Raw genomic sequence first — 12,784 nt, forward strand, 5'->3', positions numbered from 1 at the left:
GAAAAAACATCCAAAAGCTTTTGCTTCTGGATGCTTATATTTTTTCTAGAATATTCTTCTAGCTCCTCTGTATGCTCTTTGGTATGATCCGTTGAATAAATTATCAACTCTAACGCCTGTTTCTGGAGTAGATGCGTGTACGAAAGTACCATCTGATCCTGTTACAATTCCAACGTGATCAATAGATCCTCCACCAAATGAGAAGAATACTAAGTCTCCTGCCTTTAGGTTGCCTAATTCTACTGCATATCCATTGTTAAATTGGGCTTGTGAGCTGTGAGGTAAGCTTACCCCTATTTGTCTATAAGCATAAGATGTTAGCCCTGAGCAATCAAAACCTACACTTGGATCTGATGAACCCCAAACATAAGCAGACCCAACGTATTGACTAGCTATTCCTGCTGCTGATTGAGCGTTCTGGTTAACTTGTGGAGTATTTTGTGTTGATTCTACTGCTACAGCTTCTTCAGCATTTGAGATTGCTTCTCTAACTACTGGTGCTTGTGCTTTTTGAGCAGATTCTTGAGCTTTGGCCTCTTCTGCTTTCTTAGCTTCTTCAGCCTTTCTTGCTTCTTCAGCTTTTCTTGCCTCTTCTGCAACTTTTGCTTCTTCTGCTTTTATTTGTTCAACTAGAGCACTTGGATATGCGTTTGATAGGTAAGCTAGGTTTACATAACCTTCATTTGTTACAAACCATTCACCATCTACATAACCTACTAGCTTATCCCCAGCCTTGATTGATCTAAGGATATTTGAGTTGTTACTAGCATCTTTGCTTGTTCTTATATTTAAACTATTTGTATTTACAAATTTATCTTCTAAGGCTGGAGCCTTAACTTCTTGTTTTGTTGACTGTGTTTCTACCGCTTCTTCTTTAGTTTCCACATCGTTATCATCTTGATATGTAACTACTTCTTTAGCTGGGCTTTCTGCGACATCTTCTTCTATAGCAGAATCATCATATTCTACTACTTTTTCGCTAGCTTTAGAATTATCTACTATTACTTGGTCAAGGTCTGAGTCATCATATTTAACTACACCATTTTCATCTTTATCGTCATAGCTTACAATTTCTTTAGCTGCTTCTTGATTCGCTTTTTCTTCAGCTATTTTTTCAGCTTTAATAATTTGTGGCTTAACTAAATTTTGAGCAGTTTTCTCAATTAGTATGTTTTCTTTTATTTCTTTGCTAGCCTTAGCTGTATTTCTCTTTTGGCCGGCAATTTTTGTATTTTTTACTTCTTTAGTATAATCGCTTTTTACGAAAGAAGATGAGCTTTCAACTTCTTTGTTTTCCTCAGATATTAAAGAATTTGTATGTTTATCATTTTGTAAATCTGTAACTGTTGTAGCGTATGCTGTTGCTACAGCAGCTGATGCAGCTATAACTGAAAGCGCCGCACCTATGTTTTTCTTATTCATTATTAATAACTCCTCCATAATTGTTATGAATTGTTAAATCTATTGTTTTATTTTGAAATCTGACTATATCTTATATCTTTTTTACAAAAGTGTCAATAATTAGTTACAAAAAAATTACACTTTATAAGGATTTTTTTATACTTATTGAGAATTATTCCAAAATTACCCAATATTTATAAAATGTAACCGGTTAAAGTGTAATTTTTTCCTACAGCTCTTTTGTTTTTTGTAACCAATTCTGTAGTAATTATGTAAAGAGTAAATCTGTAAGCCGTGTTCTGTCGTGGATAATCATCTATCTAGGCTTACTATTGCTAGTAAGCTCAAGCGAACTACCATTTTGCGGACAGGACCGAGCAAGCCCTTTTGCGTCCTTTTGTTCTTGCACCGGATGGGGTTTACATAGCCTGCCTATCACTAGGACAGCTGGTGAGCTCTTACCTCGCCATTCCAACCTTACCAAATTTTGGCGGTATACTTTCTGTTGCACTTGCCTGAAGATCACTCCTACTTGACGTTATCAAGCATCCTTGCTCTATGGTGCACGGACTTTCCTCGTGGCCTAAGCCCCGCGATTATCTAATTTACTCCGTATTGTATTTTATCTTTATTTTTAAAAATTTCAAATAAAGGTTCTAAATGAGTCTGTTTTTGAAAAGGTAAAAACTTCATCTCCTATTATTTTCTTTATTTCTTTTTCTAATTTGTATATTACATGGTTCTCGCTTGCAAAATGTCCTAAATCGGCAATAATTAGGCCCTTATTTGCATAATCCATACCTTCATGATACTTTATGTCTCCGCTTATAAATAAGTCGCAATTTAGGCTTATAGCATCATCTAATAAGGAGGCACCTGCACCACCACATATTCCTACCTTTTCTATTTCTTTGTTAACATCTCCATAGCAAATAATTTCATTGGCTTGCAACTTTTCTTTTACTTGACTAAGAAAATCTTTAGCATTTATTTTTTCAATATTACCGTACCTTCCAAGGCCAAGTTCTTTACCTTGCTCTAAGCTTTTCATATCTTTTAAGCCAATTATCTCTCCAAGATTATCATTTACTCCACCCTCTGCTATATCAAGATTAGTATGGAAGGCGAAAATTGTGATGTCATTTTTAATCGCTTTTTCTAATCTATTATAGAAACTATTCCTAAAATCAATGGATTTAGTTGGTGAAAATAAGTAAGGATGATGAGTAATTATTAAATTCGCTCTCTTTTCAATAGCTAAGTCTATACTTTCCTCTTCTAAATCTAAGGATAAGACGACTCCTCTTAATTCATCTTCAGGATTTCCTATTTGTAAGCCAGAATTGTCCCATTCTTCTTGTAAATAAAAAGGATACTTTTCTTCTAATTTGCTAATTAAATATTTTATTTGCACCTTTCTTCCACCTTTCTTATCGCTTCTAACCTGTCTTCAATTTTTTTAATAGCTTTTTTATCATCAGAATTTTCTTTTATATGATTAAGGAAATTATTATTTTTATCCTTGTCTATTTTTAGCTTTTCTAAAAGAAGTTTGCTCTTATTTTCAATATCTGTAAAACCGTAATAGTACTCTTCAAATGACAAATATCTTGTTTTCTTATCTTTAACCTTTAAAATATCGTAAAATTTTCTTTTTTCATAGGTTAAAAAGTCTAATTCAATATCAAAATCATTTTCCATTAGATATTCTCTAAGTAAACTTGTATTAATATTTGATTCTATAATGAGATAATCTAAATTTCTTACAAAATCTAAACTATCATTTATTATATCAATAATTGTGTTTGCACCCATACCTGCAATAATTGCTACCTGATTAGGTTCGCTTTTTAGGCCCTTAAAACCATCTGTATGGATAGTTTTTATTATCTTTGATGTATTATCATCTAACCTATCTATAAGCTTCTGCAGGGATGGTTTTGAGATGTCTGTTGCTATTATATCTTTTGATATATTATTTTTTGCCAAATATAAAGGAACCAATCCATGATCGGTTCCTACATCTATGACTTTTTTATTTTTATCTAGTATTTTAACTATATCTAATAATCTTTTCTTATCTTCCATTTTATAAAAAGTCTTTCAATAGTTCGCTCTTATTAGGAGATTTTAATTTCCTAAGAGCCTTTGCTTCTATCTGTCTAATTCTTTCACGAGTTACATCAAATTCTTTGCCAACTTCTTCTAAGGTACGTGGAGTACCATCAATCAAGCCAAATCTTAATTGTAGGACTCTTTTCTCACGAGCACCCAGGCATGAGAGAACTTCATTTAGTTGTTCTCTTAACATTGAATAATTTGCTGCCTCGCCTGGATCTATCGCACTATCATCTTCTATAAAATCTCCCAAGTGGCTGTCATCTTCTTCACCGATTGGTGTTTCAAGACTTACCGGTTCTTGGGCAATCTTTCTAATCTCTGATACCTTATCTACTTCTATGCCCATAGCTTCAGCTATTTCTTCATTTGATGGATCACGTCCCAAATCCTGCACCAATTGCCTTTGAATTCTTACAAGCTTATTTATAGTTTCTACCATGTGAACCGGTATCCTTATTGTTCTAGCTTGGTCTGCTATAGCACGGGTAATAGCCTGTCTAATCCACCAAGTGGCATAGGTTGAAAACTTAAAACCCCTGTTGTAGTCATATTTATCGACTGCCTTCATAAGACCCATATTTCCTTCTTGAATTAAATCTAAGAAGTTCATGCCACGGCCTACGTATTTTTTAGCTATGGATACGACTAGCCTTAAGTTTGTTTCAGCTAGTTTTTCCTTAGCCCTTTGTGACTTTATTATCTGATTTTTTAATTCTCTTATCTCTTGGCTTGTAAATTCTTCATTGTTTAACATTTTAAGAGCAAAATCTCTTTTATTTATCATGTAGACTAAAAATGATGATTCATCATCATTTAACTTATCTTTATTTTCAAGGCGACCAGCAAGTTCAGATATTTTTATTAGATTATCTATTACCATCTGATCATTTGTCTTAATGAAGTCCTTGTTGGCTGCTTTTTTAAGTAAATCATTAAATGATTGGTACACCAAATTTACAACTTCAGAATTTTCGATGATTTTTAACATATGGTCAAAGGAATCAAAAAGGTCACATAAGATATTTGCTTCCCTCTTGCTTAAGTCATCATCATTAACTGATTGTTGGGCTATATTGCATATCAAAATTTTCGCATTAAGCTGCTCAAGCTGGTCCTTATCAAGGTCATCTGTCATAACTTGGTTAAACAAGCGACCCATATTGACCAAACCATCTAAGTCTTCGATTGTTTCCGCATCTATTTCTTGGCCTATAGATAGCTTATCACTGGCATTGGTTAATATCTTAGCTAAATCACCAAAAAATACATCATTGGCAAGTTTAGTCTTATTTTGCTTGTTAAATTTATTACCATTTAAAGCTTTTCTGGCTATTTCTCCAGCTTCCATCCTTCTTGATAAAATAATTTCTTCGGTTGCTGTTAAGAGATTTACTTTACCAATTTCCTTTAGATACATTTTTACGGGATCATCAAGCTTAAGGCCAGCCAAATCATCTACAGACTTATCTATTTCCTTTTCAATCTCTTCTTCATCGATATCTTCATCTTCATCATCGTCAATTTCTTCTTCAACTTCTTCCTCTTTGTCTAACTCAGTCTCAGACTTTTCCACGATTTCTATTCCTGAAGATGTAATTTTTTCTATTATAAACTTTTGATTTTCAATTTCTAAATCATTAAAATCATCGAATTCATTTATCTGACTAAATGTTATTACCCCATCTTGGGATTCGCTTATCGAGATAAATTCTTCAACAATTTCTTTTAGAACTTCATCTTCGAGCAATTTATTATCATCGCTGGTCATCATTTCTCCCCTTACTAATTGTAGGCCCAGTTTCTCTTAATTTCTTTATCTTTTGGAGCCTTTCATACAGGCTAATCTTATCTTTTAACTCATTTACTAAGATAGGATTCTTATCATTCATAACATAAGCTAGAATAAATTTAAAATCCTTATCATTCTTGTCAAATTTACTAGGTTCTTTATTAATCAAAAAATCTTTAAAATCAATTAATTTTTGATTTTTTAAAAATTTATCAAAATATTCAGACTCTTCTTTATAATCATCAGGCTGCATAAAAATAAGCCTTAAAATTTCTAATTCATATTGATTAAAATCTAACTTCTCTTCCTTAACTATTACCTTTTTATCAATCGGTTTATTATTAAAGAAGTTTGTTCTATTTTGTTTATTATTATACTTTGTAATAGCCTCTTTTAAAGTTGATTTTTCAATGTCAAATAGCTTTGATACGTTATTAATAAAAATTTCACGTGTAAGATCCTGCTTGATGCTTGCAAGAAATTCTATAAATAAATTTAGCTTATCAAACTTTTCATTGTCACTTGCTTGTGAGTAAGAATCTAATATCTGATTATACCTATAATTATATTGGTCTAAGGCCTTATCCATTTTATCGATAAAGGCTTCTTTGCCATATTTTCTTACAAAATCATCAGGATCTAGTCCCTCTCCAAGCTCAATTATATTTACGCTTATATCTGCTTGGTTAAAAATATCTATAGCTCTTTGAGTAGCTTTTATTCCTGCTCCATCAGAATCATAGCAAACATAGATATTATCAGCATATCTTTTCGCAAGTTTTGCCTGATCTAGTGTAAAAGCTGTACCAAGGCTTGCTACAGCTATATCTATACCCCAATTGTTGAGAGCTATAACATCCATATAGCCTTCAACTAAGATTAAATCTCTTTTATTTTGCTTTTTGAAATTATTTAAAGCATATAAATTATATCTTTTTTTAAATATCTCAGATTCTGGAGAATTTAGATATTTTGGCATGGCATCATCTATTGCCCTACCACCAAAACCTATCACTCTACCATAAATATCAATTATAGGATAAATCACTCTATTCCTATACTTATCATAATAATTGCCATTTTTAGACTTTGCTATTAAGCCTAAAGATAGGAGGTCCTCTTCCTTATAGCCCTTTGACTTTGCATAATTTAGCAAATCATTCCAAGAATCTTTAGCATAGCCAAGCATAAAGGTATTAACTATATTGCTTCTTAATCCCCTCTTTATTAAATAATCTTGAGGAGCTTTATTGGTTAATAAATTTTTATAAAAAAACATCATTATATCTTTATTGATATCATATAGGTGATTTTTATATTTATTTTCCCCAGGGTTATTTTGATAAATTAAATTTATTCCTGCTCTATTGGCTAAAAATTCCAAGCTTTCTGGATATGATAGGCCTTCTTTTTGCATTATAAAAGAAACAACATCCCCTCCTGCTCCACATCCGAAACAGTGAAATAATTGTTTCTTCTTGTCAACTGTAAATGATGGGGTTTTCTCGTTATGAAATGGACATAATCCCTTATAGGAGGAGCCCGCTCTTTTTAAGTCGACATATTCGCCAATTATATCTATAATATCTGAACTTTCCTTTATTTGATTTGCCATATCATCTGATATTAATCTCATCTTATCACCTATTCAAACTATACTTTTATTAGCTTTTATATCAATTTATCTTTTTCAGCATTTTAAAGAAATTGGCTTTTATAAAATTTTATGATTTATATTTTAATTTTTTCTAAAATCGTGATGGTTTTTGAAATGAAAATTGTTAAATATCCCTAAAAAATATAGTATAATATTAATACTTTAGAAGTGTTTTACGCAATTTCTATAAAATTTGCATCAAAGATTAGAGGTTTAAGATGGATAACAATCAACCATTATTACAAAATGATAATTCAACAAATAATATTGATATAAGAATATTAGATGCCCAAGAGAATTCTCTTGCCAAAAATGCAGCTAGTAGGATTCAGTTTCATCCTTTTACATATTTTTATTATCTAGCTGAAGGATATGGCAAACTTTCTATAGAAAGTGAAGTAATAGATTTTAATGCTGGTGATCTTGTAATAATAAATCCTAATATCGGACATACCTTATATGTGGATAAAAGTATTAGCTCATGCAAGCTTATTGGCTTCGGAATTGAAAGCATTTCAATTGCTGGACTTAAAAATGATGAAAGTATGGATATCAATTATTTCCACGTTGATAATAAAAATAAATCCTTGCAATTTGAAGGACTATTTAGCGATATAATTAGAGAGTATAAGGGAAGCGATTTATTTGCAAGGTCTATGGCTTCTTCATTAGCTTGTGCTTTAGTAATTAATTTACTCAGAAAATATAGAAAAAAAATAGTTGTTAAGCACGATAAGAGAGTCAATAGACAAATTGACTATATTAAATCTTATATGGATGCTAATTACCACGAAGATATCAAATTAGAAGACCTATCTGCTATGGCTTATATGAATAAGTTCCACCTTATTTCTGAATTTAAGCAATCATATAGAATCACTCCAATTGAGTATTTAATTTTAAAGAGAATTGAAGTTTCAAAAAATATTCTTATATCAACCAACCACACCATGGAAGAAGTATCTGCCATAGTGGGTTTTAATTCTCAGTCCTATTTCAACCAAGTTTTTAAGAAAAAAGTTGGAGAAACTCCTTCACAATTTAGAAAGAAACACAGACTATAAGACTAGTTTACTAGTCTTATTTTTATATTAAAAAAGAGGCCTAAGCCTCTTTTTAATAATCAACCCCCTTGGAATATTTATTTGTTGCATTCCATATCAAATATTCATTTTGACCTGATTCATAAATCGCATCTATCTGAGCCTGTACAGCATCAGCATCATATTCCATCCAATTTCCCTCTCCTATCCAAGAAGCGGTAAAATCTTGTATCCATGGACGGGATTGAGGTTTGTGCTCAAGTTTGGAAAATATTTTTTGTTCTTCCTTTAGATATCTTTTAACTAGTTCATAAGGCTCCAAGTCAGGTTTTTCAATTTCAAATGAATATGGACCCCAGTGGGATGGATATATCATTGATGACATTATATCAGCCTGATTTGATATTTCAGAGAAATCTTGACCAATACCACTTGCTCTTCCAGCTTGTAGAGCATATCCAAATACGTCTACAGATATTGGTATGCCGTAAGCTTGTATACTTTCTCTGGCTCTTCTTACAAAGTTTGTAATAGCCGCAACCCTCTTATCTCCTTCATCCATATTTTCTTTCTCATATTCACCTCTAGAGTAATCTAAGCTATCTCCAAATGTTTCAAAACCTTCTGCAAACCTTACATAGTCAAATTGTATTTCATCAAATCCAGCTTCTGCTGCAAGCTCTGCGATATGAATGTTGTAATCCTGCACTTCTCTTAAAAATGGATTCATAAAGGCTTCTTGGTGGCCATTTGCCCAAAGGCTACCATCTGCTTTCGTAAAGCCCCATTCCGGGTGAATTTTGGTTATAATTGAGTCTTTGAAGCTTGTAATTCTACCAATTACATATATGCCTCTTGAATGAAGATCATCTATTAAGGTTTTAGCATTTATAAGCTTTGTATTTGCATACTGTATATCTTCATTATCGGTATCAAAATCTACAGTTATATTTCCCCAGTCATCTTTGACATCTATTACTACAGCATTTAGGTTACTTTCTTCTATCATTCCCATTATGCCTTCATATACTTCAGGAATATTTATTGATCCTGTGTTGAAATATAAGCCCCTTACCCCATCTTTTGGATAATACTTACTTTTTTTATCTTCTAGAGATAAAAGTCTAGAGGTGTCATAATCCATATTATAATCATCAGGGGTAACACCTATTTCGTATGGTTCACCTATTGGCTTTTTTTCAGGCTTAGTTTTTTTGCTTATTTTTTTACTTTCTTCAATTTTTACTTCTTCTGTAGGATTTTCATCTTTAACTTTTGAAGAAGATCCGCAAGAAGTAAGTATTAATATTAAAGTAAGTAAGAATGGAAGAAAAATTTTTTTCTTAATCATAGATTCTCCTAAATAAAAAAGCGAGCACAGGCCCGCTTATTTAAATTATTTTTTAGTTATTCAAGGTGTCATATTAAAGAAGTTTTACTTCTTCTTATAAAATTTCTGGACTCGGCCATTCCTTATCTCAGAAATTACGAATATATCCGTAACCTTTATATATGGTGGGACTATTTAACTATCTTAGAAACAACTCCTGATGCTACTGTTCTACCACCTTCACGAACAGCGAATCTTAGACCTTCTTCTAGAGCGATTAGCTTTTGAAGTGTGATCTTGAATGTTGCGTTGTCTCCTGGCATTACCATTTCTACTCCGTCTTCTAGTTGGATGTCACCTGTAACATCTGTTGTTCTGAAGAAGAATTGTGGTCTGTAGCCTGAGAAGAATGGTGTGTGACGTCCACCTTCTTCTTTGGTTAGTACGTATACTTGACCTTCGAATTCTGTGTGTGGGTGTACTGAACCTGGTTTTGCTAGTACTTGGCCTCTTGAGATTTCGTCTCTTTGAACACCTCTTAGAAGTACTCCTACGTTGTCTCCTGATTCTGCTTGGTCTAGTGATTTATGGAACATTTCTACACCTGTTACTACTGCTTGAGATGTTTTTTCTGTTAGACCTACGATTTCTACTGTATCGCCTACTTTTAGTGTTCCTTTTTCTACTCTACCTGTTGCTACTGTTCCACGTCCTGAGATTGTCATTACGTCTTCTACTGGCATTAGGAATGGTTGGTCGTTGTCTCTTTCTGGGATGTCGAAGTATTCATCTACATCATCCATTAGTTCAAGAATCTTATCTGACCATGGACCTTCTCCACCTTCTTCTAGTGATTTTAGTGCTGATCCTACTACTACTGGGCAGTTGTCGCCGTCGAAGTCGTATTCGTTTAGTAGGTCTCTTACTTCCATTTCTACTAGTTCGATTAGTTCTGGGTCATCTACTTGGTCTTCTTTGTTTAAGAATACTGCGATTTTTGGTATACCTACCTGTCTTGCTAGTAGGATGTGTTCTCTTGTTTGTGGCATTGGACCATCTGCTGCAGATACTACGATGATTGCACCGTCCATTTGTGCTGCACCTGTGATCATGTTTTTAACGTAGTCAGCGTGGCCTGGAGCGTCGATGTGTGCGTAGTGTCTTTTTTCTGTTTCGTATTCTACTACTGATGTGTTGATTGTGATTCCACGTTCTCTTTCTTCTGGAGCTTTATCGATGTGTTCATAATCGATGTATTCACCTGTACCGTATTTTTTGTTTAGGGCTTGGGTGATTGCTGCTGTTGTTGTTGTTTTACCGTGGTCTACGTGGCCGATTGTACCAATATTAATATGTGGTTTGCTTCTTTCAAATGTTTGTTTACTCATTNTGTATTCACCTGTACCGTATTTTTTGTTTAGGGCTTGGGTGATTGCTGCTGTTGTTGTTGTTTTACCGTGGTCTACGTGGCCGATTGTACCAATATTAATATGTGGTTTGCTTCTTTCAAATGTTTGTTTACTCATTAATTCCTCCTAATGTACTCTTATTCTTTATTTTACCATATTTATAATAAAAATTCTATTATTTTATAGATAATTATTTTATTAAGTTTTACTTGCATTTTTTTATGTAGCTTGTATAATAAAATATATGCCACTTTAGCTCAGTAGGTAGAGCGCTTCCATGGTAAGGAAGAGGTCCTCGGTTCAATTCCGGGAAGTGGCTCCATTTTTTTGCAATAAAACAGACTTATTTTTTTAATCCCCACATAAATGGAGATTTTTAAATAAATCTGTTTTTTTATTTATACTAGACCCATGGCATAAATTACTGCTATAGCAACTATTACTACTAATAAGGAAATAACAAACCCGTGAATCATTGGATTAATGCCTGCCTTTTTCATATCCCTATACTTAGTATTTAATCCTATTGCAGCAAGAGCTGCCACCATCAAAAATTTTGATATGGTTTTTAGATTATTTGATAAATTTTGAGATATAAGCCCCATTGAGTTTAGGCCAACCATTATTAAAAATCCTAAAATAAAATAAGGAATTATTGAACTAACAGAAAATTTCTTTTCTATATAATCATGTCCTAGTTTTTTAACTTCCAACCTATGATGTATAAGTCTAAATATCAGTACAACTGGTATTATTGATAAGGTTCTGGTAAGTTTTACCATTGTAGCAAAATCTCCTGCAGCATCTGAATAAGCAAAACCCGCTGCTACTACAGAACTTGTATCATTAACGGCTGTTCCTGTCCAAAGCCCGTAGGCCATATCCGAAAGTCCTAGAGCCTTACCCATTATAGGAAAGACTACTATCATTAGCATATCAAATAAAAATGTTGCGCTCATTGCATAGGCAATATCCGTATCTTCAGCCTCTATAACAGGTGCTATGGCTGCTATTGCAGATCCTCCACAAATACCTGTGCCTGCTGATATGAGATTACTCATCTTCCAATTAAGACCTAAGGCTTTTCCTATAAAATATCCTGCTCCAAAACATGTTAATAAGGTAAATACCATTACATATATTGATAGCTTACCTACAGATAAAACCATATTTATGTTAAGGCTTGCTCCAAATAAAATGATTGCAAATTTTAAAAGCCTTTTTGATGTAAATCTTATACCATCTTTTAGGACTTTTTCGGTATCGATTATTGTATTTAAAAACATTCCTATAAATAATGCTATAACCGATCCACCAATTACGTGTATTGGCAATAAATTTTCTAAAAATTGCGAAACAAAAGCAATTAGTAAAGCCAAGCCTATGCCTGGTAAATATAATAATATTTTTTTCATTTTCCCTCCATTCTTACTAATAAAAAAAAGCGTTTGAAAAAACGCTAAATTTTCACTTACATTCTGGGCATACACCCCTATAGATTACTTCTGTGGTATCTATTATATAATCTTTTAGCATATCTGGTTTTTTCATGTCTGATATTTCCAAATCCTGAATTTTGCCGCAAGATTCACAAATAAAGTGGCCATGGTTAGGCCTTTTAAATTCATACCTCTTTGAAGACATATTAAAGTCGAGCTCTTTTACAAGTTTATTTTTTACGAAAAGATTTAAGCTATTGTAAACTGTAGCTTGACTAATTACAGGATCCTTAGTTACTAAGTCACTAAAAATCATCTCTGCTGTTGGGTGAATAGGATGGGTTATCAAATAATCCAAAATTAATAATCTCTGGTGAGATATCCTTATATTTTTGTCTTGAAGAATTTTTTTGAGTTTATTAAGTCGTTTATCAGGATCTTCATCTCTTAAACTCTCTACATACTTGTGCATATTTTCCCACACCTTTCTATTTTAGAATATACGTGAAAATGTCTATTTGTCAACCATTGGGAATGATTATCTAAATCAATCCTCTACGTTTAAAAAGGGTTATTTTTAAATTTTTTGAATAAA

General features: G+C 32.8%; 10 protein-coding genes, 1 tRNA gene and 1 other RNA gene. 2 read left to right on the forward strand and 10 right to left on the reverse strand.

The features are described from left to right. Window positions 1–45 precede the first annotated feature (45 nt). The 6 genes from C8269_RS04635 to dnaG form a co-directional block, all read right to left on the reverse strand. The gene (locus tag C8269_RS04635) at window positions 46–1,422 is read right to left on the reverse strand and encodes an NlpC/P60 family protein (RefSeq protein ID WP_234025835.1); all 1,377 of its coding nucleotides are present in this window, start codon (window positions 1,420–1,422) and stop codon (window positions 46–48) included. 251 nt (window positions 1,423–1,673) lie between these two features. Next, an RNA gene (gene rnpB, locus C8269_RS04640) (RNase P RNA component class A) lies at window positions 1,674–2,013 on the reverse strand. Between the two features lie 31 nt (window positions 2,014–2,044). Beyond that, on the reverse strand, window positions 2,045–2,815 hold the full coding sequence (locus tag C8269_RS04645) for a Nif3-like dinuclear metal center hexameric protein (RefSeq protein WP_106460577.1): 771 nt from the start codon (window positions 2,813–2,815) through the stop codon (window positions 2,045–2,047). Then, window positions 2,806–3,489 (reverse strand): tRNA (adenine(22)-N(1))-methyltransferase, encoded by a 684-nt coding sequence (locus tag C8269_RS04650; protein WP_106460578.1) that lies wholly within the window; start codon window positions 3,487–3,489, stop codon window positions 2,806–2,808. Before C8269_RS04650 ends, C8269_RS04645 begins: the two co-directional genes overlap by 10 nt. A 1-nt stretch (window position 3,490) precedes the next feature. After that, the gene (rpoD, locus tag C8269_RS04655) at window positions 3,491–5,290 is read right to left on the reverse strand and encodes an RNA polymerase sigma factor RpoD (protein ID WP_106460579.1); all 1,800 of its coding nucleotides are present in this window, start codon (window positions 5,288–5,290) and stop codon (window positions 3,491–3,493) included. Then, window positions 5,277–6,947, reverse strand: a complete 1,671-nt coding sequence (gene dnaG, locus C8269_RS04660; RefSeq protein ID WP_106460580.1) for a DNA primase — start codon at window positions 6,945–6,947, stop codon at window positions 5,277–5,279. The genes rpoD and dnaG overlap by 14 nt, the downstream gene beginning before the upstream one ends. Before the next feature lie 239 nt (window positions 6,948–7,186). Here dnaG and C8269_RS04665 point away from each other — a divergent pair, with 239 nt between their 5' ends. After that, window positions 7,187–8,032 (forward strand): AraC family transcriptional regulator, encoded by an 846-nt coding sequence (locus C8269_RS04665; protein ID WP_106460581.1) that lies wholly within the window; start codon window positions 7,187–7,189, stop codon window positions 8,030–8,032. A 52-nt stretch (window positions 8,033–8,084) separates the two neighbouring features. On the opposite strand, the gene C8269_RS04670 is transcribed toward C8269_RS04665, so the two are convergent. Continuing rightward, on the reverse strand, window positions 8,085–9,362 hold the full coding sequence (locus C8269_RS04670; protein WP_106460582.1) for a putative glycoside hydrolase: 1,278 nt from the start codon (window positions 9,360–9,362) through the stop codon (window positions 8,085–8,087). Window positions 9,363–9,532: 170 nt separating this feature from the next. Then, window positions 9,533–10,867: an elongation factor Tu gene (gene tuf, locus C8269_RS04675; RefSeq protein WP_106460583.1), complete on the reverse strand. Its 1,335-nt coding sequence runs from the start codon at window positions 10,865–10,867 to the stop codon at window positions 9,533–9,535. 129 nt (window positions 10,868–10,996) lie between these two features. Between tuf and C8269_RS04680 the strand changes: the two genes are divergently transcribed. After that, a tRNA-Thr gene (locus C8269_RS04680) sits at window positions 10,997–11,072 on the forward strand. Window positions 11,073–11,148: 76 nt separating this feature from the next. Here C8269_RS04680 and C8269_RS04685 read toward each other — a convergent pair. Continuing rightward, entirely contained in the window at window positions 11,149–12,165 is a 1,017-nt protein-coding gene (locus C8269_RS04685) for a YeiH family protein (protein WP_106460584.1), read from the reverse strand. 52 nt (window positions 12,166–12,217) lie between these two features. Then, entirely contained in the window at window positions 12,218–12,661 is a 444-nt protein-coding gene (locus tag C8269_RS04690) for a Fur family transcriptional regulator (protein ID WP_106460585.1), read from the reverse strand. Window positions 12,662–12,784: the final 123 nt, after the last annotated feature.

Origin of the sequence: Anaerococcus sp. Marseille-P3915 (assembly GCF_900258475.1) — a bacterium.
In the GTDB taxonomy this organism is placed as follows: Bacteria; Bacillota; Clostridia; order Tissierellales; family Peptoniphilaceae; genus Anaerococcus; species Anaerococcus kampingae.